The sequence below is a fragment of the Telmatobacter sp. DSM 110680 genome (genome assembly GCF_039994875.1).
Classification (GTDB): Bacteria; Acidobacteriota; Terriglobia; order Terriglobales; family Acidobacteriaceae; genus Telmatobacter.
In genome coordinates this window covers 2,017,153-2,039,720 of record NZ_CP121196.1, presented here as the reverse complement: position 1 = coordinate 2,039,720, position 22,568 = coordinate 2,017,153, and the positions used below count along the sequence as shown (strand labels likewise).

The 22,568-nt window shown below is 52.9% G+C and carries 18 protein-coding genes and 1 tRNA gene; 6 read left to right on the top strand and 13 right to left on the bottom strand.

The genetic code is table 11. The annotated features are described in order from the left end of the window. Nucleotides 1-157: 157 nt before the first annotated feature. The 3 genes from P8935_RS08480 to P8935_RS08470 all read right to left on the bottom strand — a co-directional run bounded on the left by P8935_RS08480 (nt 158) and on the right by P8935_RS08470 (nt 2,868). Nucleotides 158-1,360 carry a VWA domain-containing protein gene (locus P8935_RS08480; RefSeq protein WP_348264555.1) on the bottom strand — a complete coding sequence of 401 codons (1,203 nt, stop codon included), beginning with the start codon at nt 1,358-1,360 and terminating at the stop codon, nt 158-160. 20 nt (nt 1,361-1,380) lie between these two features. Continuing rightward, nucleotides 1,381-2,022, bottom strand: a complete 642-nt coding sequence (locus P8935_RS08475; RefSeq protein WP_348264554.1) for a hypothetical protein — start codon at nt 2,020-2,022, stop codon at nt 1,381-1,383. Nucleotides 2,023-2,088: 66 nt separating this feature from the next. After that, entirely contained in the window at nt 2,089-2,868 is a 780-nt protein-coding gene (locus P8935_RS08470) for a hypothetical protein (RefSeq protein ID WP_348264553.1), read from the bottom strand. 437 nt (nt 2,869-3,305) lie between these two features. Here P8935_RS08470 and P8935_RS08465 point away from each other — a divergent pair, with 437 nt between their 5' ends. Continuing rightward, nucleotides 3,306-3,842 (top strand): endonuclease NucS domain-containing protein, encoded by a 537-nt coding sequence (locus P8935_RS08465; RefSeq protein WP_348264552.1) that lies wholly within the window; start codon nt 3,306-3,308, stop codon nt 3,840-3,842. Between the two features lie 72 nt (nt 3,843-3,914). On the opposite strand, the gene P8935_RS08460 is transcribed toward P8935_RS08465, so the two are convergent. The 4 genes from P8935_RS08460 to P8935_RS08445 all read right to left on the bottom strand — a co-directional run bounded on the left by P8935_RS08460 (nt 3,915) and on the right by P8935_RS08445 (nt 7,458). Then, entirely contained in the window at nt 3,915-5,066 is a 1,152-nt protein-coding gene (locus tag P8935_RS08460) for a tyrosine-type recombinase/integrase (RefSeq protein ID WP_348264551.1), read from the bottom strand. Nucleotides 5,067-5,297: 231 nt separating this feature from the next. Next, nucleotides 5,298-6,647, bottom strand: coding sequence for a bifunctional DNA primase/polymerase (locus P8935_RS08455; protein WP_348264550.1), 1,350 nt, complete (start codon nt 6,645-6,647; stop codon nt 5,298-5,300). A 2-nt stretch (nt 6,648-6,649) separates the two neighbouring features. Further along, nucleotides 6,650-6,856: a helix-turn-helix domain-containing protein gene (locus P8935_RS08450; protein ID WP_348264549.1), complete on the bottom strand. Its 207-nt coding sequence runs from the start codon at nt 6,854-6,856 to the stop codon at nt 6,650-6,652. A 119-nt stretch (nt 6,857-6,975) separates the two neighbouring features. Next, a complete protein-coding gene (locus tag P8935_RS08445; protein ID WP_348264548.1) occupies nt 6,976-7,458 on the bottom strand; it encodes a hypothetical protein in 483 nt (160 codons plus the stop codon). Nucleotides 7,459-7,818: 360 nt separating this feature from the next. On the opposite strand from P8935_RS08445, the gene P8935_RS08440 reads away from it, so the two are divergent. From P8935_RS08440 to P8935_RS08425, 4 genes are read left to right on the top strand one after another with little or no spacing between them, the layout of a single operon-like run. After that, complete coding sequence (locus tag P8935_RS08440) at nt 7,819-9,273, top strand: N-6 DNA methylase (protein ID WP_348265319.1); 1,455 nt, start codon at nt 7,819-7,821, stop codon at nt 9,271-9,273. Beyond that, nucleotides 9,270-10,628 carry a restriction endonuclease subunit S gene (locus P8935_RS08435; protein WP_348264547.1) on the top strand — a complete coding sequence of 453 codons (1,359 nt, stop codon included), beginning with the start codon at nt 9,270-9,272 and terminating at the stop codon, nt 10,626-10,628. Before P8935_RS08440 ends, P8935_RS08435 begins: the two co-directional genes overlap by 4 nt. 6 nt (nt 10,629-10,634) lie before the next feature. Next, a complete protein-coding gene (locus P8935_RS08430) occupies nt 10,635-12,479 on the top strand; it encodes a DUF262 domain-containing protein (protein ID WP_348264546.1) in 1,845 nt (614 codons plus the stop codon). Between the two features lie 2 nt (nt 12,480-12,481). After that, a complete protein-coding gene (locus P8935_RS08425; protein ID WP_348264545.1) occupies nt 12,482-14,908 on the top strand; it encodes a DEAD/DEAH box helicase family protein in 2,427 nt (808 codons plus the stop codon). A 339-nt stretch (nt 14,909-15,247) separates the two neighbouring features. On the opposite strand, the gene P8935_RS08420 is transcribed toward P8935_RS08425, so the two are convergent. From P8935_RS08420 to P8935_RS08395, 6 genes are all read right to left on the bottom strand, one after another. Then, on the bottom strand, nt 15,248-17,308 hold the full coding sequence (locus tag P8935_RS08420; protein WP_348264544.1) for an RNA-directed DNA polymerase: 2,061 nt from the start codon (nt 17,306-17,308) through the stop codon (nt 15,248-15,250). Between the two features lie 1,757 nt (nt 17,309-19,065). After that, nucleotides 19,066-20,391 (bottom strand): PIN-like domain-containing protein, encoded by a 1,326-nt coding sequence (locus P8935_RS08415; protein ID WP_348264543.1) that lies wholly within the window; start codon nt 20,389-20,391, stop codon nt 19,066-19,068. A 436-nt stretch (nt 20,392-20,827) separates the two neighbouring features. Further along, a tRNA-Glu gene (locus P8935_RS08410) sits at nt 20,828-20,902 on the bottom strand. An 87-nt stretch (nt 20,903-20,989) separates the two neighbouring features. After that, the gene (locus tag P8935_RS08405) at nt 20,990-21,265 is read right to left on the bottom strand and encodes a DUF507 family protein (RefSeq protein WP_348264542.1); all 276 of its coding nucleotides are present in this window, start codon (nt 21,263-21,265) and stop codon (nt 20,990-20,992) included. Then, the gene (locus P8935_RS08400; protein ID WP_348264541.1) at nt 21,262-21,540 is read right to left on the bottom strand and encodes a DUF507 family protein; all 279 of its coding nucleotides are present in this window, start codon (nt 21,538-21,540) and stop codon (nt 21,262-21,264) included. The genes P8935_RS08405 and P8935_RS08400 overlap by 4 nt, the downstream gene beginning before the upstream one ends. A gap of 73 nt (nt 21,541-21,613) precedes the next feature. After that, nucleotides 21,614-21,976 (bottom strand): ferredoxin, encoded by a 363-nt coding sequence (locus tag P8935_RS08395; RefSeq protein WP_348264540.1) that lies wholly within the window; start codon nt 21,974-21,976, stop codon nt 21,614-21,616. 105 nt (nt 21,977-22,081) lie between these two features. Here P8935_RS08395 and P8935_RS08390 point away from each other — a divergent pair, with 105 nt between their 5' ends. Then, complete coding sequence (locus P8935_RS08390) at nt 22,082-22,564, top strand: hypothetical protein (protein WP_348264539.1); 483 nt, start codon at nt 22,082-22,084, stop codon at nt 22,562-22,564. Nucleotides 22,565-22,568: the final 4 nt, after the last annotated feature.

The window sequence follows — 22,568 nt, the reverse complement described above, 5'->3', positions numbered from 1 at the left end:
ACGGGGCCCCGAACGTTTCAGGGGCCCCAAAGAGCGACTAGCTCTTTGGGGTAGGTTCGGGGGTGGTGAGCGAAGAATCTGCTTTCTTGACTCCGCCTAGGGCGAAAACTTTTGGAGAAACGTTATTTCGACGATCTAAGTTGAGATACGCACCCAATTACTTCGAGTCGTCCCCACCCGGCGCATAATACCCTTCGCGCGTCACCACCTGCAGATCGCCCTTAGTAGCCTTCACCGCAACCTTGTGGAACCCGCCCTCGTTATCGACCTTGTCCGGTGTGTAGGTCAGTAGGTACTGGCTACGCAACTCCTCAGCAATCAGCTTGTAGATAGCGTCGAGATCGTCGCGCTTCTTGGCTTCGTATGCATGTCCACCAGTACGCTCGGCAATCTGCGCCATGATCTTCTTTCCATCGATCACAGGTTTCGGCTCGCCTCCCCGCCGCTGGCCTCCACCCGGATATCCACCTCCACCACCGGGATACCCGCCACCGCCACCGGGATAGCCCCCGCCGCTGCGGCGATTACCACCGGGAAACCCGAAGTTCGAGTCCCGCTCCTGCTCGCCCTTGAAGTAGATCGTGTACACCACAACGTTGGCGCGGTCCGCTGCGTCCACCGCATCGTTCATCGTGTCCTTGCTGCCACGGTCCACACCGTCTGAAAACACCACCAGAGCCTTGCGCCCATCCTGGTGTTTCATCAGCTCGTCCGAAGCCAGAAAGATAGCGTCGTAAAGCTGAGTTCCCCCGCGACCACCTCGGGCTGGCCGCTCGCGATCATCCCCGGTTGTTTCAGGACCCTGGGAATCGTCACGAGTCTGATGCGATGCGCTCATGTCATCCAGCTCGTGATGTAGCTTGTCGCGCGATGTGGTGAAGTCCTGCAGCAGTTCCACCTGCCGGTCAAAATGCAGCAGAAACGCCTCGTCCGGATCTTTGGCGCGCGGGTCGGCAGGCAGCATGGAGTCAAAAAACTGCCCTCCCGCCTTACGTTCATTCTCAAGAGCGCCAGAAACGCTTCGGCTCGTATCCACCAGCAGCCCCAGCTTGTAAGGCAGATTGGTCTCATGTGAAAAACTCTTGATGACCTGCGGCCGCCCATCCTCGGTGAGCGTGAAGTCACTCTTGTCCAGGGAGGTTACAAAGCCGCCCTTCTTGTCGCGGACGGTCACCGGCAGCAGCACTTCGCGCGCCTGCACTTTTAAAGTCGCAACCGGCTTGTCGTCCGCCTGAGCCGCAGGTTGCGCTGTAGATGCCTGCTGCGCCCGCACCGCGCAAGGAGCAAGAGCCAGCGCCAACGCCAACGCCGCAACATTGGCCGTCAGAAGTATTTGATTTCGCATCACGATTCGCTTCATGGGGGATTCAGACCACACTTTCAGTGAGTTAGACGCCGCAACCCGCCAACCGTTGACTGCCAGCCCTTGTGAATGGGTATCCAAAGCAGAAGGCTAAACCACCAGAGCCAAAGCAATGCAACTATGAGCATCGCGAACCGGAACAACTCGTGCAGATGAGCAAGGAACGTTAATGCGGTGCCCAGAACTGTGAAGAGCGTGATCAGGACTGACGGTTCCAGCCACCAGCGACGGGGACGGATCAAGGGAAAGCCGCCGACGAGCATCCACTGGACGAGGACGCCACTACAGAGGAAAGCGTCTATCGCGATTTCGGCGCGGCGCGTATTTCCACCGAAGATGCCCTCCATTCGATTTGTGATCCAAGATCTCTGGATTTGCGGCATACAGGGAGAATGCCAACCAAATGCTACTGCAAGCGGAAGGCTCGCGGTGGCGGCGACCTGAGCAAGTGGCGAAGGGCCGCTATCGTAAATACCGGAGTCGCATACATTGTCTGGGAATTGTTCTTCCTGAAAGGCCGCAAGTCGCACATGCGGAATTTCGGGTGGAAGGCCGGCGCCCCTTATCCAGTGCCAAAAGCTAACCTCGTCTCGCACAAACGACGCGGTGGCAATAAGAAGATGTACTCCAGCCAGCAGAAGTCCGCGCCGCCACTTCATGCCAGCAAGATTACCCGTCTCCGCTTCAAGGACACAACCGCAGGCTATTCCACCGCCATCGGCAATCTACTGCCCCGACCCAAAGTGCGGAACATCGTCGTTCATCGAGAACACATCCTTCAAATCATTCTCGAACGGAAACACGTGAATCATCCACGTGAACATCACGGGATAAAACGTCCCTCCCTCCGCTTTGCACGCCTCCGCAGTAGTGATCGACCCGAACATGCCGAACTTCGGATGCTTGCCCAGGTACTCCTTCACCTTGTCCGCTGGCGCCGCGCAGAACTTCACATGCTTGTGCCACCGCACCACGCTCAACGGAATGCGCGCGTTCAATTCATCCTCGCTCGCCGTCGGCGGCACGGTGTACATCACGCCCTCCAGTTTGTAGCGCTGCGTCGGCGTTTGAAAATAGAGCAGTGACGATGGCCTGGTCGGATCAAAATGTTTCTCCGCCTCCAGCAAATTTACCTTGTTGTTGAAATGAAACTGGGGCTCATCCACATTGGGATTCGCGATGACGTACCCATCTTCGAGCGCCTTGTGATAATCGCGATAGCGCTCGATGGCCGCTTTCACCTGCGCCACGACGGCTCGCGCCTTCTCCTCATCGCCGGGCTGCTTCGGCCGCAACCGCGTGACGTACATGTGTCCAGCCATCGCCGCCATGCTCGGCCCCATGTCCTTCATGTCGCCGCTCATGTCCATCCCAGCCATGTCGTCCTTGGGAGGATTCGGCTGTTGCTGCTGCCGTGCCCCGATCGGCGCCGAAGTAAGCGCAACTACGATAAGCGCCAGGAACCAGAATCCGTACCCAACACTGATTCGTCTTCTTGATCGCATTAAATGCACGCGTCGTCCACTCACCGCGGCGAGATTACTCCAACATTTCATGCCCGCATTCTACGCATGCAGAAGCGCGCAGAAACCGAACATGTTCCCGAGCGGACAATGCGCACAATACGCCGGACAAACAGGCTAGGAAGGCTCGAGAAAGATTAATAGGATTTTGGTAGCGCTAACGGGAATCGAACCCGTGTTTTAAGATTGAGAATCTAGCAGCCTAGCAAATAGATTCAATCGCTTACCGCCAATTGTGACCACGCTGTGTACCGCTGTGTGTACCACGGCTAGGAATGCGTCTCGACTACCGTTTGAATCTGCGTCGCAACGCGAAGAGTGCAAGAGCCCATTGACCAGCGACATACCGCGCGATCTGGTATGATCCGCGCAAAGCCATGTCGGAAATAACACCCGAACAGAGAAAAACCGCCAATGATATGTTTGACGCGCGCCGCGACTCGCACGAAATAGCCGAAAAGACCGGGCTGTCGTTAGGGACCGTCGCCGCTCTGAGGGCACACCACACGATGCGTAAGACTCCCCTAGGTTCGGAGGAAGCAGAAGTAGTAGAAGAGGCACTCACGGCGCTTACGACCACCTTCGGCCTTGAGCGTGATCTCCAGAAAGTACTCCGAGACAACATCGACCAACTTGAGCCTGGGTTGAAGATCGCCGACGACAACAAGGAAAAACGGGTTCGTTCAGGCTATATCGACATAACCGCCCAGGACAAAAACGGCGCAACGGTCGTGATCGAACTGAAGGCCGTGGAAGCCGACAGGGACGCCGTGGGCCAACTGCTGGCCTACATGGGAGACCTTATGAGCGATGGCGGCAGATCAGTGCGGGGCATTCTCGTAGCCCCAAGCTTCTCCCCACGCGCAACATCGGCGGCGCACGCTGCACGGGTCGAACTAAAGCGGTACAGCGTTAAATTTTTGTTTGAATCGGCGAACAGATCAGGAGCACATTGAATCGCAGCAAGCTATCGCTGAGGCACTCCAAAGCGGTCCAGATCGGTAACGCAGATTTCAGACACTACCACCCTATTGAATCGCTTCACTTGCTTGGGGGAATGCCTCTGCGAGTCCCTCCGCCACATTGCGCGTGTGGTACTCCACAAACTTGCCGAAGCCAGCGGCAACGTGTGTCTCTGTAACGTGGACGTAATACCGTGCAGCCACGGCTGGCGAGCTGTGCCCCATCAGCCGGGCCAGTGTGAAGCGGTCCATACCAGACTGTGCGGCCCGGGTGCCGAACGTATGACGCCAGCAATAGAACTCAAAGCTCGCCAGTTTCGAATCTTCAATTGCTGTCTTGTGCGGGTGCTGGACAGAAGTGATGTGTCCCGAGATGCCAGCGCCCGGAAACACAAAGGCCGATAGCTTCCCTTTGGCTTCTGCTGCCTTTTTGCGCCGCTGTAGAACCTCTGCAACGCGCGGAGTGAGGGGAAGGCTTCGCTGCGCACTATCTGTCTTGCCTTGGCGAACGTGGAGCACTCCGTGAGGGGATTCGGGCCGCACCGTCAAATCCACATCGGTCCATTTCAGCGGGAACAATTCACTATTGGGGCGCATGCCGGTATCGACTGCGAGAATGGTCGCATCGCGGAGATTCTCAGAAGCCTTCGCCAGATACTTCGCTTCTTCCGCGAAACTCAACACACAGTCTCGGCCTTGGGCTTGGGGCAATTCGTGAATCGAAGGCACACGGTCCAGTTTGCCCCATTCAACCGCGATATGGAGAACCCGCCGCAAGGTGCGTAGATCGCCGTTTACGGTCACAACGGAATTCTCTGGAACTTCCTGCCTATGCCGAGCGTAGCGGCTCACTGTCTCGCCTGTAATCGCGTTTAGCGGGGCATCTGCGATGGCTGCGAATGTCAGCAACCTGTCCAGGCACACACTGTAGAACGTGTGCGTCCCGGGCTTTGTGTGCGTCTTGGCGTATTGAAGGAATTCCTTGGAGAATACTCGGAATACTGGCGGAGCGCTAACCGCAGGCTTGGGCCACGGATCATTTGGGTGAATCTCGCCGAGCCTCAGCGCTCGCCGATGTTCGTCTTCTGCATCCTCTGCCTGTTTCCGTTTGTGCGTCTTGGCAGATTTCACGATGCGAAAACTTTCAACTGTCCCGTCTTCATTCTTGAGAGACCAGCGAAAGTTATACCAGTAGACTTTGCCGCGCTTATAGATCATCGTTTCACCTCACTGGTTTGGGGTTTGGACTTCGGTTTGTTCTTGCTGCCTTTGGGCCGTCCACCCAGTTTGCCATTCTCGCGGGACGACGCTGCCTTGCGCTTGCTTGTGGCTTCGCCACGGCACGCCGGGCAGTAGCAGATAAGCTCGACACGGTGAATCGGACACTTCATGCTCAAGGATAATACCTATCGCGATAGGTTAACGCAAGACACTACTGAATGCCACGATTCACAGTGCCGGAATTCCTGCTATTCCACGAGCTATGCTCTCTTCGATGCCCACCAGCTCACAAGTCAGACACTCATAGGTGCCGACGTTGTTCTGCCGGTAAAGAGCAAAGCTCGCACAGTGCGGGCATCGAGGCATGGAAGGTAGCGGCCCGTCTGCTGACCCAGCCAGCCCCGCACAGGACACATGAGGGCATTTCTCACTAGGGGCTTTCTCTTGATCCTCACTAGGGAAGCCCAAGCTGGAAATTCTCACTAAACCATTAGTTAGGGTAAGGGGTTTAGTTAGAGTCTTTGTGTCTGTCGGAATCTGGCTTTCAATTAGGCGGTAGTGACCGGCCCGCCTGTGTGCGATGTACTGCTCAACCGGCTTTAGCCAACCGCGTTTCACAGCGTCTTTCCTGAAGTTCGATACCGTTGTCCAGTGAACGCCCATCAGTTCGCCAATTCGTTGAATTGGCAGTGCGATGGACTGCTCAGCGCGAGCGCTCTGGAGGTGCCTGCAAAGCTCGACGAACTGCGCTGTGCGCGTCGGGGGGACCTCGCTTTGCACGGCCTGCCATGCAAGCTCTAACGGGTCCGGGCCGCCTATGGGATAACGAACCATGCTCTCTGCAATCTCGCAAACCTCATCTTCTTCCAACGGCGGTTGGCAGTGGCGAGAATTGTAGATGAGCAGTTTTTCCTCCAGTTCAGCCAGTTCCGCTCCCTTGCGCCGCAATGCGCCTCCGTAACTCGCTAGTCCATCGTTGCGCTTACCCTCGGTGAGAATGCCGAAGCATTCCGACAGCGGGATGCGGGGGTTCCCAGTCTTGTCTGTCAGCATTTCAACTAGTGAGGCTGGGGCGTCCGCCACGGATCGTTGGGGCTCTGCCCACTGGTAGGGTTGCCCAGTCTCGTGGATCGATGGCGGAACGACCACATATCCCTTAGTAGCCTTCACGTCCAAGCCCACGCCAAGTCTGCCAGCATTACCGCGTATTTCTCGGCCAGCCGGATACTTGAACCATCGGTGTTCTCCGCCGTCAACACGTCCCGTTCGTGACGTGAGCGTATCGGGGAGTGGGCCTTGCCGCTCCTCAAGCGTGATTAGGGAAGCTCTGCCCTTTTCCCCGTCAATGTCGAGGACGAAAACGCCGGAATCCTTCCCGGTGGCAACGGCCCAATTGCAACCGGTATACTTGGCCGCCCACTTGCGGATAGTCGCGAGATCGGATGACGCCAAGGTGGGCCATCCCTTCAGCAATGCCGCCTTGGAACGATGGGCGCATGGAAGCAGTCTCCACCCGCTGTCAGCCAATCGCTCAATCTCTCGCATTCCGGCGTCGGCGGCCCCTAGATTGGCCGCCATGTCTAGCGCCCTTCCACTGCCGCCGGAGCGCTCAAGCGGGCTTCGACCCACGAATCAAGATCGAAGCGACGATAGCGAATGAGCTTTTCTCCGGCCTTGAAGTAACGCGGCCCTTCGCCCTCTGAGCGCCAAAGCCGGAGAACAGCCTCGGAAATTCCCAGGTATTTTGCCGCCTGAATGGGTGTTAGTGTTTGCGGTAGTTCCATCATGGATGTTGCTCCTCATTGAGCGCTCTTTTTGTGTAAAAGCGCTGCTAACTCCACCTTGCGGACAACTGAGGAGTTTGGGAAGATGGACGAAATATGAAGTGAGATTATGTACGGGGGCGCTATTCGCTTTGCCTACGGCGTGACCGCCTCACCGACGCCCGGATGCGTTCAGTTTCTTTCCGAATGAGAACCTGCTTCGCTTCGTCGTCTTGCACAGATTGCTGCTCTTGAAGCAATTCTTGCTTCGCAATGTCCGCATAGGATGAATCGACGGAATGTTGCTCAAAATAACTTCCACTTTTGCTGTCTAGCGGCCTGCCGGGTTTCCCCTTCGGGGACTTCTCAAAATGCTCTTGGGTCTCTCGCGTCTTACGCAACCTCTCCCGAAATCTCTTGCAATACTCGTTCCACTTAGCGGGGAGATGGCGGAGGATAGACTCATATTTCGGCTTTAACTCAGTCACTCTGTTTTGATTGTTTATCCATTCGAGGTTTTCCTCAACCGAGCGGAATGAATAATCCCTTTCCTCAAGTGCGGCTTGCAACCAAGCTGGCAGCGGGGCGAGAAATTCCTCTAGTTCTCTTTCTCGATTGTTGGGCACTTGTCACCTCCCGGAGTGGCATCCCGGTAGCGAAAAGATCGGCGAGGCAGGCCGGGAGAGCCTGCCCATTCGGGAGCGACCCTAGCCGAATCAGGGAAATGGTACCTGATTGGGAACAATCACGCAGGGTGATGTCCAGAATCTGGACTTCAATTCTGCCCTGGGTGAATAATCATGAGCTTGCGCGCTTGCACGTCGAGATCGGGGAGACGGTCTTATTGCCCTGGACGAACATTAAGCTGGAGTGTCCCGCTGAACCACTGTTGCGAGGAGTCTGCCACGTTTGAACCGACCCTCTGGGTTATCTTTGTAGCGAGCCCATTTTCAATCAACTCATGCCGGGAAGTGCTCAGGGTGACCATGTTCGAACAGGCCTTTAAAAACATTGATGATGTCCTTTGGAAAGAAGCTGGCTGCACAACTGAACTCGATTACACCGAGCAGGCTTCCTGGCTGCTGTTCCTGAAATATCTTGACGACCTTGAGCAAGACAAGAGCAGCGAGGCCGCGCTGGAAGGCAAAACTTACTCTTACATCCTCGACAAACAATATCGGTGGGGAGTTTGGGCTGCTCCTAAGGGCAAGGACGGCAAACTCGACCACAACAAGGCCTCGACCGGCGATGATCTACGCGACTTCGTGAACTCAAAGCTCTTTCCCTATTTACACGGATTCAAACAGAAGGCGACCGGCCCCAATACCATCGAGTACAAGATCGGTGAGATTTTCGGCGAGATCAAGAACAAAATACAGAGCGGCTACAATCTTCGCGAAATCATCGATCACATCGACGAGTTGCGGTTCCGCTCCCAAGTCGAGAAGCATGAACTCTCGCATCTCTACGAGGCCAAGATCAAGAACATGGGCAACGCCGGACGCAATGGCGGCGAGTACTACACCCCGCGTCCGCTCATTCGCGCGATCATCCAGGTCGTGAATCCACGGATCGGCGAACGCATCTACGACGGTGCGGTGGGCTCCGCGGGTTTCCTTTGCGAGTCCTTTGTGTACCTCACTTCAAAGACAGGCCTGACGACGAAGGACGCGAAGACACTCCAGGAACGCACATTCTATGGCAAGGAGAAGAAGTCCCTTGCCTACGTGATCGCGATCATGAACATGATCCTGCACGGCATTGAAGCGCCCAACATTATCCACACCAACACGCTGACCGAAAATCTCGCCGACATCCAAGAGAAAGACCGCTATGACATTGTGATGGCAAATCCGCCTTTCGGAGGTAAAGAGCGCCCGGAGGTTCAGCAGAACTTCCCCATCCGTACCGGCGAAACGGCTTTTCTCTTCCTCCAGCACTTCATCAAAATTCTCAAGGCGGGTGGGCGCGGCGGCATCGTGATCAAGAACACCTTCCTCTCCAATTCTGACAACGCCTGTGTCAAATTGCGCAAGCTGCTACTGGAAAGTTGCAACCTCCACACCGTTCTTGACTGCCCAGGCGGCACCTTTCAGGGGGCGGGCGTAAAGACCGTCGTGCTCTTCTTCGAGAAAGGAGCGCCAACTCGCAAAATCTGGTATTACCAGCTTGAACCTGGCCGCAACTTGGGCAAAACGAATCCGCTCAACGATGGCGATTTAGCAGAATTCGTGAAATTGCAGAGGGCCGATGCCGACTCACCCAAGAGTTGGAGTGTGGACGCCGAGACCATCGACAAAGTTACCTTTGATCTCTCAGTGAAGAATCCAGACGGCGGTAATGAAATTGCGCACCGCTCGCCGCAGGAGATCATGAAGGAGATTGCCGCGCTTGATGCCGAGAGCGCCGAAATATTGAACAACATAAAGGCGCTGCTATGACGAGAAATTGGCAGACAAAGCGGCTTGGTGAACTTTGCGAAATCGAACTCGGAAAAACTCCAGCACGATCAAATAAGGCGTTCTGGGATGAAAAGAGGAAGACCGGCAATGTGTGGCTCTCAATTGCTGATCTTCTGAACGCCGAAGATAACGTCGTCGTTGACAGTAAAGAATACCTTTCGGATAAAGGCGCAGCGATTTCTAAGATAGTCTCTGAAGGAACGCTGTTGGTCAGTTTCAAGCTTACGCTGGGACGCCTGGCATTTGCAGGGCGTGACCTATTCACAAACGAAGCTATTGCTGCGCTTAAGATTTTCAATGAGCGTGAATTGTCGAAGGAGTTTCTTTTCTACTTCCTTCACTTCTTTGATTGGCGCAAGGCTGCCGAGAACGATGTGAAGCTCAAAGGGATGACGCTTAACAAGGCGAAGCTGAAGGAGATGCCCGTAAGTTTTCCTGCGTTGGTTGATCAAAAGAGGATAGTCGGTATCCTCGATGACGCGTTTGACAGCATTGCTACCGCGAAAGCCAATGGCGATAAAAACCTCCAAAATGCCCGAGAACTTTTTGGAAGCTACCTTGATTTTGCAACAGCAGGGTGCCTCACGAAGGAATGGCGACGCGATCACGAAAATGTTGAACATGCTTCCGCCGTTTTAGCACGGAGGCTTGCCGAGCGCCACACTCAGTTTGGCGGAAAAGGAAAATACAAAGGTCCGGACGCCCCTATTACTGTCAAGTCCGTTGATCTTCCAAAAAGTTGGATTTTGGCCTCACCCGAACAAATCGCTATTCATATAGTTGACTGTCCGCACAGCACACCGAGATGGGCTAAATCTGGAGTGCTATGTCTCCGCACCACGAACTTTAAGCCCGGATTTCTTGATCTCGAATCAGTTCAATTTGTTTCCGAGCAGACGTACAACGAACGGATTACTCGTCTTGAGCCTAAAGGTGGTGATGTTCTGTATAGTCGCGAGGGCGGGATTATGGGAATTGCATGCATGATTCCAGAACATATGAAAATGTGCTTAGGGCAAAGGATGATGCTATTCCGGCTGGACACCAAACTCGCATTGCCAGAGTACTTCACAGCTGTGATGAATTCGACCTTGATCCTCTCGGAGGTCAGGCGCCTAACAAATGGAGCGGCTTCGCCTCATCTAAATATTTGTGATATACGGAGGTTCCCGATTCCCCTTCCTCCGATTGCTGAGCAGCACCAAATTGTCGTTAAGTTGAACGCTAACTCTGCTGACATTCAGCATCTCGAATCTATTTACCAGCAAAAACTCGTATCGCTGGGAGAATTGAAAAAGGCTATCTTGCGTAGGGCCTTCACGGGAGAACTTTAGGGAGTTATGAGCAAAGACAATCACAAGATTGATGCTGACGATAGAACGATCTTTGATGTGCTGAACGAACGGAAGTACACCGTTGATTATTTCCAGCGCGAATACAGTTGGGAACAGAAGCACATAGAGCAATTGGTGACGGATCTGACATCCAGTTTTCTCGATGCTTATTCTCCCGGCGATTCACGCCCGTCCGTAGAGCACTACAACAATTACTACCTTGGACCGTTTGTGGTGAGCAGTAAGGGCGGGATGAAGAGCATCATAGACGGGCAACAACGTCTGACTTCGTTGACGCTATTTCTGATTTACCTCAACAACCTGCAAAAGGAACTCGGAGGAAATGAATCCATCGAACCCCTTGTATTCTCCGAGAAGTACGGCAAGAAATCTTTCAATATTCAAGTTGAGGAGCGCAAAGAATGTTTGGAGAAACTTTTTCTAGATGGTTGCTATGAAGTAAAGCCCGGCGATGACGAATCAACGGTCAATATGGTTCGACGCTATGCTGATATTGGTGAGGCCTTCCCGGAAGATATCAAAGGCAATTCTTTCCCTTATTTTCTTGATTGGCTGAAATATAACGTCATTCTCGTCGAGATCACAGCTTATTCGGATGACAACGCCTATACGATATTTGAGTCGATGAATGATCGTGGGCTAAATCTGACATCCACCGAAATGTTAAAGGGGTATATTCTCTCGCGCTTCGACGAGGCCAAAGATCGAGAAAAGGCGAATCGATTCTGGAGAGACTCGATTCAGAGTCTCCATCTGCATAGCAAAGACGAAGATCAGAGGTTCTTCCAAGCCTGGCTGCGCAGCCAATACGCTGACACGATTCGCCAAGGCAAAGCGGGTTCTTCGAATGAGGATTTTGAAAAGATCGGCACACGATTTCACAGTTGGTTCCGTGACAATCTCGCGAAGATCAGCGTGGATGCAAATTCTCCGGAAGATTTCCGAACACTTTTGCATACCGAGCTGAAGTTCTATCTTCGAGCTTATCTCGAAATCCTCGAAGGTCAGAGAACGGAGAAAGCTGGCTGGGAGAATGTGTTTTACCATTCACAATGGGGTATTGCTGACTCGCTAAGCTTTCCTTTGATGATGGCCCCGCTTAAATCTACAGATAATCCCGACGTTACTCGCCAGAAAATCAACGAGGTCGCGAGCTTTCTTGAAACATTCGCTGTTCGCCGGTCGATCAACTTCCGGAAGTTCGGGGCAAGTTCAGTCCGCTACACGATGTATTCCTTGGTGAAGGAAATACGTGGCAAGACTCTTAACTCTCTGCGCTCCATATTGACGGCCAAGCTGGCCGAGATGCCGGAAACATGGGAGGGTATGGGTGAATTTCACCTGCACGGAATGAACCGCGCCTTTGTGAAATTCCTACTCTCTCGTATTACCGGGTTCATTGAGCAACAATCTGGTGGAGCAACGAATTTCTCCACCTACTTCCTAAATAATGGGAAAAAGCCCTTTGAGGTTGAACACATTTGGGCTGACAAGTTTGCAGAGCATAGAGATGAATTCGAGCAAAGACACGAGTTTGAAAGTTATCGAGACAGAATCGGTGACTTGGTCTTGCTGCCACAAGGTACAAATCAGTCCTACGGATCGATGCCCTATTCAGACAAAGTAGAACACTATTTGAAGGAAAATCTCTTAGTAAAATCGCTCCATCCGAAGGCATATAAGAACAATCCGAATTTTCTAAAAATGAATGAAAGACTCGGACTGGAGTTCAGACCACACAAATCTTTCAATAAGTCTGACATCGATGAGCGCCAAGAGCTTATACAGAGCATTTGCGAAGTGATCTGGAGCCGGGAGCCGATCCCATAGTCATGAACGAAGCCGAGACCAGGGCCGAGTACATCGATCCCGCGCTGAAGGCGGCGGGGTGGCAAGTTGTTGAGGGAAGCCGCGTCCGCCGTGAGTATCCAATCACGCTTGGCCGAATTGAAGGACAAGGAAAGCGCGGTAAACCGCCCACCGCCGATTATGTGTTGGAATATCGCAACACCAAGTTGGGAGTCATCGAAGCTAAGGCGTGGGACCAGCAATTGACCGAGGGTGTCGCTCAGGCAAAGAACTACGCCGATAAGATGGCAATTCGCTACACGTATTCTTCCAATGGCCAGGACATCTACGCCATAGATATGCACACGGGGAAGGAAGGCGAGACGCTTACCTACCCAACTCCAGACGAACTCTGGAAGATGACCTTCCCAACCCCAGTCCCGTGGCGTGATCGTTTCGCCGCCATACCCTATCCAGACAAGAGCGGCATGTGGACGATTCGCTTCTACCAGGAGATCGCGGTAACGCGCGTACTGGAGGCAATTGAAAATGGCAAAGATCGCGCGCTCTTGACGCTGGCAACTGGTACCGGAAAGACATCTATTGCCTTCCAGATTTCCTGGAAGCTCTTCAATGCCCGATGGAGTGTGGCGGAATGGAAGAGCGGAGCCCAGCCTACGCGCCGCCCGCGTATCCTGTTCCTCGCCGACCGCAACAATCTCGCTGATCAAGCATTCAACGATTTCACATCCTTTACAGCATTTCCCGACGACGCGCTGGTCCGGATTAAGCCTGAAGACATTCGCAAGAAGGGGAAAGTCCCAAAGAATGGGAGCATTTTCTTCACTATCTTTCAGACCTTCATGAGCGGCCCGCCAAAAGACGGCAAACCCTCTCCATATTTCGGCGAGTACCCACCAGACTTCTTTGATTTCATCGTCATCGACGAGTGCCATCGCGGCGGAGCGAACGACGAAAGCACCTGGCGGGACATCCTCGAATACTTTACTCCTGCGGTTCAACTCGGCCTTACGGCAACGCCAAAGCGCCAGGAGAATGCGGATACCTATGCCTACTTCGGTGACCCGCTATATATCTATTCGCTAAAGGATGGCATCAATGACGGCTTCCTGACTCCGTTCCGATTGAAGCAGATCACAACATCACTAGACGAGTACACCTACACATCCGATGACAAGTTGATTGAGGGCGAGATCGAAGTCGGCGATCACTTCGAAGAAGCGGACTTCAACAAGATCATTGAGATCAAAGAGCGCGAAGCCCACCGGGTCAAGCTGTTCATGGAGCAGATCAACCAGAAAGAGAAGACGCTTGTTTTCTGTGCCACGCAGATTCATGCTCTTGTTGTCCGTGACCTCATCAACCAGATGAAGATAAGTTCAGACCCGAACTACTGCCAAAGGGTCACCGCCAAGGATGGCGAACTTGGAAATCAGCATCTCCGAGACTTCCAGGACAACGACAAGACCACTCCAACGATTCTGACGACTTCGCAAAAGCTTTCGACCGGAGTGGACGCTCGAAACATCAGGAACATCGTTCTCATGCGGCCCATCAATAGCATGATCGAGTTCAAGCAGATAATCGGGCGCGGCACACGGCTCTTTGATGGTAAGGACTATTTCACAATCTATGACTTCGTGAAGGCTTACCTTCATTTCGCCGATCCGGAGTGGGATGGTGAGCCTCAGGAGCCAGAACCATGCGCGAAGTGCGGTTACTACCCATGCCAGTGCGTAAAGGAGCCAAAGCAGCCGTGTCCTGTTTGCGGGCAAATCACTTGCGCGTGTCCTAAAGAAAATTGTGCGGTCTGCGGGCAAGACCCTTGTGAATGTAAGAAGAAACCAAAGACCAAGGTGAAGCTCGCCAACGGAAAAGAGTTGGCGATCCAGCACATGATTTGTACGACGTTCTGGCATCCCGACGGCACGCCAATGTCCGCTCAGCAATTCCTTGAGTTGCTGTTCGGCAAACTGCCGGAGTTCTTCAAAGATGAGGCGGAGTTGCGGACTTTATGGAGCAATCCCTTAACCAGAAAGATGCTCTTGATTGGGCTCGCAGAGATGGGCTTCGGTCCGGACCAACTTCACGAGATGCAAAAGATCATTGATGCGGAAAAGAGCGACATCTTCGACGTGCTCGCCTATGTCGCCTACGCGCTGCCCCCGCTCAACCGTGAAGAGAGGGCTGCAAGAGCGAAGATCTCGATAAGCAGCCACTTCAACAGCAAGCAGCAGGGCTTTCTGGACTTCGTGCTCGCACACTATGTTAGTGTCGGCGTCGAAGAGTTGGATCAGGAAAAGCTCACGCCTTTGTTGCGGCTTAAATATCACAATTCCATTTCCGATGCTCTTGCGGACTTGGGACAAGCGGAGGAGATCGGACAGATATTTGCCGGTTTCCAGAAATACCTCTATCAGCCTATGGCAACCGAGGTCTCCTCAACTTGAACGACTTCGCAGAATCTCATTATCAAAGAGGCCGTCAAGAATCTGCATGGGATGGTCCCATTTGTTCCCGAATCTCGAATTGGCGGCTGTCGAGGCTTTGTTGATACACTGCGCCTCATCTGCGCCTTGTATCAGAACGACGGCGGAAATCGCATCGACTCCTCCAAAGGCCTCACTCCTTCGGGGTCTTTGCCACTGTGACCTGTGCGCAAACGACAGTTTAGTGTCAGACAGGCTTAGCTGCTAGACAATGATGAACGGTGCGCGGAGTCATATTGGCGCAGGGTTGAAATCTCTCTGCTTGGTACACTGCGATTGTTCTGGCAGCCGACTCGTTCGCTACCAACTCGCCTCTAATTCGATTAGCGCCTGCACATATAGTTGCTTCGCTTTCCTCAAATAGCGGTACGGTATTCGTGACGTCGGCTTCCCAGTCTTCTTCACGATAGGGTGCGAAAGGCTGCTTTTTAAGCGTTCTGTGTGAATTGCGTCACACAGTGTATGGACGGATGGGTAGTTCGTCTTCAAGCGCGTACTGGAGAGAATAGACCCAATGCTTCCCAATAGATAAGTACCCAAGGAAGGATCATGAAGATATAGCCGACTCAACAATCGGTCATTAAATACATCGGCTGCGTTCACAAATGCAGTCACATTGGTATCGCTCAGGGCTCTCATTTGTACGGCTAATCTCTCAGCGTGTCGATAGGTTGAGCCGAATATTGAGCGCCAATTGATGCTAGACGATCTTCCAGTCAATCGAGCCATGCTCCAAGAAATACCGCAGGATCTTCCAGTTACTCGGGTCAAAATGCCGAACTGGCGCAACGCCTTGCCGCCTGAATGCTGAATCGTGCGAAATGGCGGAACGACGGTGATGCCCAAGAAAGCTGCCTGTTGAGCAGCCGCTAGACTTACATCGGGATTATGGTCTCTGAGGGCCTGATTCGTGATAGTCTCTAAAGCGGCTTTTCCATAGTGTTGGTCGTTGAGTGCCGATACCAACTGAGCACGCACCCATGATTCCCGGACCGAAAGAATGGCATGGCGTGTCTGATTGACGTTCAACAATCCCGCGCGAATTAGACGCTTTCCAGCTTCAGCCTTCAGTTCCGGACTGAGTGTGCGCGGTTTCCACTGAGCTTTCAGAATCACATTGAGAGCCAATGAGTCGGCATCACTGAGTCTTCCTGCAAGTACATCGAGCCAATCCGCCGTGACGTACTCATAGAGTTGCTCGTTGCGAACTCGGGCTATTAGCTGCTTTGCGACGGATTTTGGTAGCCGCTGATATCGCTTAAGATATCGCGCGATTGAAGGCACGAGATCTGGTCGCGCCGCACTAATGGTCAGCAGTCGGTCGTTCAGTTTTGAGGTAGGCAATGCGTGGGCCAAAAGGAATTTGAAGCGGGTCTCATCCTCGATTTTCACAACTGGTCTCAATCTCGGGCTCAATGCAGCAATCCGCTTCGCGAGCTTGGCTTGGTCAACGATTGCGCCTCTCACAGCGACCACGGTTGGATTGCTTATAGACTTCAGTTCCTTCTCGATATCAGTAACTCGGTGGATATCGATCTTGGCGGCCTGCGGGAACAGTCCTATGTCCTTGCTGAGTCGATCGAGTCGAACAAGCATTCGACGCAAGTCGATTTCTTTGGTTGCGAACAAACGGATATCGTCCACATATCTTAAATAGACCAGATTCGCTTTCGGCCCATAGTGCTGATCGAAGTGCTGCAACACCACCTCAGAGAGCAGGCCGGAGCTGAGTGGACCTTGCGGGATACCATGGTTCTGATAAATGCGACGATCATTTGCTGTCCACTTGCTGAGACAAGTGCGAAGAAAATCGCAAAAGTCCCGTTCGACCCCGAGCTGTGTCAGGAAGTGGGATAGTACGGCATGGTCAAGGCTGTCATAACAAGCAGTAAGATCAAAACTCGCTGTATAGACCAAGCCTCGCTTGAATGCTGCTCGTGTTGCCTGATTGAAAGCCTTGTAGCCATCGTTCCATCGACGATAGAACCATTGGCTTGTCTTCCCTGCATAAATATGACCGAAGGTCTCGCTTAGATAGCTATTGCGAATCTTCGGAGCTAGTTTTTCTGCGATTACGTTCACCAACGCCTGGTAAACAATTTGATCTTCAACTGTCAGTATCGAATACGGTCTAAGTATTCCTGACTTTTTGGGCATCAGGAATTTGCACGAATGGCTCGGCTCGTAAAAACCACGTTGCAGTCGTTGCTGAAGATCTTCGATGATGAGATCATCGGCAACCGCGAAGCGCGAATAGAACTCGGAGCAATATCGCTTATAGGTAGGATCAGGGTTACTCCTAATCCACCTCCATGCGCGTTCAAGATTGTTTCGATCCTGGAAATCACTTAATGCGGTCATAGCTTGGTTGGAAGGCCGATCTCTTCACGATTGGGAGTAGACCGCCCCGCTTTCTGGCCCACGTTGTTGATGCGCCTAGAATACTCCTCGCTCGAATCCACGGGATGCAACATTGGGACGACGATGTAATCCATAAGTAATGGACTTGAATCTCAGCGTCGGGAACGTTGTTGAAGTTTCGTCTATGTGTTCCCGACCAGAACCATCGGAACGCTTCATCCGACATTGCCCACCTCCCAACCAAGCGACATCACCGCGCGGACGAAGCACCCACGATTCATCTAGGCTGAAGGAATTAAGCAGATCCCCTCGCAGCGATGGATAGAAAAACGTGACGAATGGATGGGGCAGACTTTGGTCCAATTTCTGTCATTCCGCCAACCGAGGATGCCGGACAAATTCACGCAAGAATAGGTAATGCAATCAGTGCAGATGTGATCTGTCGGATTTGGATGCGTGCTTGCTACTCCCAAAAATGCTTGCATTGAATAAGCATCGACGTTCCGATGCGCAAGCATGCTGATAAACAAAGTCCACACGATCACGATTCACTGACTCTTGGGTATTCCAGCTACGGGACGAGGCTTGTCGGACGTCGGCGGTTTTTCCGAAGTGTTTATAAACCGACAAAACCTCCTGCTTGGCTCGCCTTCCTTGGGTGGACACGATTCCAGAGTCTGGACGACTGGTGGGGGCTTCCTATGTGAGCGCTATAAGATCTCACGCACAACTCCAAGTTCGACCATACGCCTGAGGTGGTAAAGAATAGACATTCGCAAAAACAGCCATGCTTCGTCCTGTGCAACCGTCCTCTTGTATGTTTCCTTATACTTCAGCGCAGAACAGCGATCCGCGATGTTCTCAAGGGAACGCACAGTTGAGTGAGGACAAAGGGACTGGTAAACCAGTTCCATTTGGCCTCGCTGCAACCTTGGAGTTCCGGCGCTCGTAAGGGCAAAGCGCGGGTTCTTTTCAATATATGAACGGGATCGCGAGATTGTCATTGATCGCTCTACAATACATTCTGAGTCAGAAAAGGCAAGTCCGATGACTATCCTCCTACAGGCCCTTGAGTTGCATTTCTCAATAGTGCAGCACAATCGCCCTGAAGGTAGAAGGCGAAAATGGAAATCACGTCACAAAAGTACTTGTCTACGAGAGACCTAACTAGAGTTCCGGCCAAGGCCAGATCCCGCAAGCAAGATGCGTTACGGCGTCTATTCAGCCCGCCGTCATCACCGCAAGCTAAAGCTGAAATTGCGGAACGCTTCCGAGCCCCTCGCAAGAGAAATTTCATGTCGCAATCTGACTTGGGCAATGCCCTTGGCATTTGCAGGCAGAGCGTGAACGAGATCGAAAATTGCCATTCATGGCCTCACTACACAACAATGGAGAGATTTTTCGATCTTGAAGCCAAACTCAACCAGACCTCAAATGAGTCTCCGCTTTCATTAGCGATTATGTTTCTGTCTCGGCAGTAACTGGCACTTAACTGGCACCAAAGCCGACCTCTTCTGCGCCTGCTCTGCGCTTACTCACGAAATCCAACATAATCCGGTGGGCTCAAAAGGCGTAGTTGGGTTCCCGCAAGGTGCCACCCAGGACAACTGAGTACGGCTTGTATTACGCCCAGTACTGTACGTACAGGTCGAAAAAGCCGATCCCAAATGGGTACAAATACCTGAAGGCGTTGACAGCGTCAGCTCAAACAATCGAGGTGAATAGTACTCGGAAATCGACCACTCTTTCGGTACGACTCATACGTGGTAAGGGACAAAAACTCCTTCTGAGTCGATTGTGCCTATCAGAATCATAAAATGGGGTCTGGCAGCGGTCCTGAACTCCTCAACCAGATCGATTACCGGTTGCATCGTTCGCTGTTCCCCGACAACAAATACAAGAACAAGGTTCAGACCTGAGCTGACTGGGCTATTTAGCATCACGTTCAGAGAATTGGAAATCATTTTCTTGTAGTCAGTTACTGAACGCAAATCCTTAATTTCGTATCCTTCGATTATCGTGCCGTGTGAAACGACGAGGTCGGGGAATCCGTCCCACTGTCTGATGATTTCGCCTCTAGAAATGCCGAGTGAACCCATCAGCCATCGATAAACTGCCTCCTCCGCATCCTTCGTTGGCCGAACATATGGGGCAGGAACATCGTTCCATGTGTCTCGGTATTCTGCAAAACCACGTATGGCGCTAAGTGGCTCCTTCTCCTCCACCTCTGCAATCACGTCGTCAGTCGCACCAAAATGCTTCAGAAGATCGGCAAATCCGATCATCAAAAAGCTATGCCCTCCGGAAGCTCTTCGATACTCATCTACAAGCTCAAACCGGGGATAGAGTGACCGGTTTTCAGATCGGTACCACCAGTCGGGCTTTTCCTCACCAGACACGAAAAGCAGATGCTTTTTCTCAGATTCACCCAGCTTCAGCAGTGCCATCCAAATGAGAAAATCTCCAGCCCCTGAATGCTCGTTGTTAGCGTCTTTGTAGCCTGGCGGAATTTTGTTCTCCTGGCGATAGGCCAATTCCTCCAGCAACTTTTTCTCATCATGTTTCGGATCAACCACAACAGGACCTTTGAACAATTCGCGGTAGATCGTGGAGACCGGGTCGTCCCACTTCCAAGATTCGACTGTTTCCAGCAGTTCTCGTACTTGGTCACGATAGCTCTCCATGATCTCTGCGAGGTCTTTCTCCTTTTCCAGAAGCTCGTGGTACTGCTCGATGCCCTCGAGAAGCGGATACTTGCCGACCTTCAGAGTGACATTGCGTTTCTGAGAGAGCTGCTGGTAGAGAGTCTTCAGCTTCTCAGCTCGAATGTCAGCGAATTCTCGCGCCACTTGTCCTGGTATTCTCAGTCGATTCTGATCTACCAAAGTCTTATAGGTTTGCCTGATTCCTTTGAGACTTTGCTGTCCTGTCAGGTATGGCAGTACAAGGACATTCGTGTCCACTGCAACGAGGCAATCGCTCAGGGCGGTTTCGAGGCTTACGGGAGCAAAGTCAAATACCTGCTCTGGATGTGGGTACACTCGCGTCCGGACTAGAGGGTCCATGAGCTTCTTGTCAGCCATGCCACCGAGTCTAATTCCTGGCCCCAGGAGACGACGTGACACTTACGTTGTAATGAAGAGCTAGGCCCATCGGCTGGTTCAGATCCCAGCCCGATACCGAATCGTAGTCGCGGATCGCAGAATCAGGCATTCATGAACCTGCGTGAAGATTCTCTGCGCCTGCTCTGCGCTTTCTCCCCAAAATCTCAAAAGGATCGAGAGGGCACAAGGCGTCAGTTGGGTTTCCCGCAAAGCCGGGGTCTGGACAACCAAAAACTGCCTCTCGGAGAAGTCCCTGGTTTTATCGGAGCGGCGCGAGTCCTGACTCAGAACTAGGGTCTGCCCTGTGTACCATTTTGTGTACCACCGCAACCGCGAACATCGACGAGCGAGCGCCAACAGACATTTCCAGCAAAAGCAAAGCCCGCTGAAATAGCGGGCTTTAGCTGATCTTGACTGGTAGCGCTAACGGGAATCGAACCCGTGTTTTAAGATTGAGAATCTCACGTCCTAACCCCTAGACGATAGCGCCACACCTGGAGGGGACAGCCATTAAGCTGCCTCACTAATCTATCAAAATTTCAACTGCGTGCCAAAGGCCGCCACACGCAAACCACGGTCAAATCCCCAGTTTCCGCACTTCGTCGTTGTAATACTTGCGGTAGAGGATCTCCCACTCCTGCGAGCCTTCCATGATGATCTTCCGCTGCGAGGCAATCTTCTGCCGCGCCGCAGCATCGATCCGCGCTTCTTCCGTCAGCAGATTCTCGAGCGCTTTACGCGCCTCCTGGCGAATCGTGTTGCGATCCTCATTGAATCCCACGTCGTCGATGTCGGCCAGCGTGTCGGCCACGGTGTGAGCCAGCTTGTTCAGCTTGTCGCGGCTGATTCTCATAGCACCGCCTTGTATTTCTTCGCTAGCTCGGTCTTCACCTTCTTAAACATCTCGGCGTATTGCGCGCCGGATTTGCGCATCTCGTCGGAATACGCTTCAAGAATCACGCGCACCTCTTCGTTGATGCGGTCTTCGAGCGCAAGCTCGTCCGTAAGCCCAGCTGTAACGCGCGCCTCCGTGCCCTTCAAGTCGCTGGTGGTGATCAGCTTGGCATCAATGAGGTGCTTGACCGTACGGCGGGCGAGATACCCAATGTATTCGCGAGAAAAAATCATGAGCTAAACTTCAGGATACCGCATCAGACCGCACGGTGTACACCGACATGCCGAACTGATCACTGGCCGCTGCTCACTGACCACTGATTGGCCGATGAGGACAGCTCTTGGTATTGATGCACTCATCCGCCAGCCGCAACCGCTCCACAGGCCGCCCGTTGATCAGGTGCTCCTCGACAATCTCAGCGGCATCCTCCGGCTTCACATGCCCGTACCAAACGGCCTCTGGATATACAACCACCGTCGGGCCGTGCTCGCACTGGTCCAGGCAGCCCGACTTGTTGATGCGCACAGCGCTTCCCAGGCCTGCAGCCTTGCTCAACTGCTGCAGTTGTGTGTGTAGATCGCTCTTTCCATCAGCGGTGCACGAGGGCCGCGGAGCGCCTTCAGGACGGGTATTATGGCAGACAAAAACATGACGTTCGAACAGGGGCAAGTTTCACTCCTCCAGCTTCCAGCTTACAGGGGCGGCGCGGACCGCAAAGTTTCCACATTTACGCCTGCCCAACCCTTCCCCATCTGAGAGAATGATTGCTTGACTATGAGCACGGACAACCTTCTGTCGCTGAAAGACGATATGGTGGCCTTCATCGAAGGTCACGGACTCGTACGTCTTCCGGGATACATTACGGAAGATATTCCCTCCGTCGTCTGGGAAGGCGAACACAATCCTGACGCATGGAAAGACTTTGTCGAGATGGCCAAACGCGTCGGCGCGCCATTTGTCACTTTCAGTGAAATGCGCCTTGAGCGCGAAGAACTCGATCGGCTGATTGAAGAAGCCGGCGAGATGAACTTCCCTGACGAAGAAGCCTCCGAACTCGTCGAAGCACAGTGGCTCCGCAAGTACGCCGGCATGGTCGGATATATCCAGCTCGGCTTCATCTACCAGGGCATCGTCTTCCTTCACGAAACCACCACCGAGTGGTACGAGCGTTTTCAGTCGCTACTTGAAGATGTTGAAAGCTTCAACGACATCATCATCGACGACCACGATCACGAACACGATGAAGAGGACGAATAAGCAC

Coding starts and splice junctions, on each gene's coding strand:
- P8935_RS08435 (WP_348264547.1), top strand. CDS start 9,270: ATGACGAGAAATTGGCAGACAAAGCGGCTTGGTGAACTTTGCGAAATC.
- P8935_RS08480 (WP_348264555.1), bottom strand. CDS start 1,360: ATGAAGCGAATCGTGATGCGAAATCAAATACTTCTGACGGCCAATGTT.
- P8935_RS08405 (WP_348264542.1), bottom strand. CDS start 21,265: ATGAGAATCAGCCGCGACAAGCTGAACAAGCTGGCTCACACCGTGGCC.
- P8935_RS08390 (WP_348264539.1), top strand. CDS start 22,082: ATGAGCACGGACAACCTTCTGTCGCTGAAAGACGATATGGTGGCCTTC.
- P8935_RS08440 (WP_348265319.1), top strand. CDS start 7,819: ATGTTCGAACAGGCCTTTAAAAACATTGATGATGTCCTTTGGAAAGAA.
- P8935_RS08465 (WP_348264552.1), top strand. CDS start 3,306: ATGTTTGACGCGCGCCGCGACTCGCACGAAATAGCCGAAAAGACCGGG.
- P8935_RS08450 (WP_348264549.1), bottom strand. CDS start 6,856: ATGATGGAACTACCGCAAACACTAACACCCATTCAGGCGGCAAAATAC.
- P8935_RS08455 (WP_348264550.1), bottom strand. CDS start 6,647: ATGGCGGCCAATCTAGGGGCCGCCGACGCCGGAATGCGAGAGATTGAG.
- P8935_RS08430 (WP_348264546.1), top strand. CDS start 10,635: ATGAGCAAAGACAATCACAAGATTGATGCTGACGATAGAACGATCTTT.
- P8935_RS08470 (WP_348264553.1), bottom strand. CDS start 2,868: ATGCGATCAAGAAGACGAATCAGTGTTGGGTACGGATTCTGGTTCCTG.
- P8935_RS08460 (WP_348264551.1), bottom strand. CDS start 5,066: ATGATCTATAAGCGCGGCAAAGTCTACTGGTATAACTTTCGCTGGTCT.
- P8935_RS08420 (WP_348264544.1), bottom strand. CDS start 17,308: ATGACCGCATTAAGTGATTTCCAGGATCGAAACAATCTTGAACGCGCA.
- P8935_RS08475 (WP_348264554.1), bottom strand. CDS start 2,022: ATGAAGTGGCGGCGCGGACTTCTGCTGGCTGGAGTACATCTTCTTATT.
- P8935_RS08415 (WP_348264543.1), bottom strand. CDS start 20,391: ATGGCTGACAAGAAGCTCATGGACCCTCTAGTCCGGACGCGAGTGTAC.
- P8935_RS08400 (WP_348264541.1), bottom strand. CDS start 21,540: ATGATTTTTTCTCGCGAATACATTGGGTATCTCGCCCGCCGTACGGTC.
- P8935_RS08425 (WP_348264545.1), top strand. CDS start 12,482: ATGAACGAAGCCGAGACCAGGGCCGAGTACATCGATCCCGCGCTGAAG.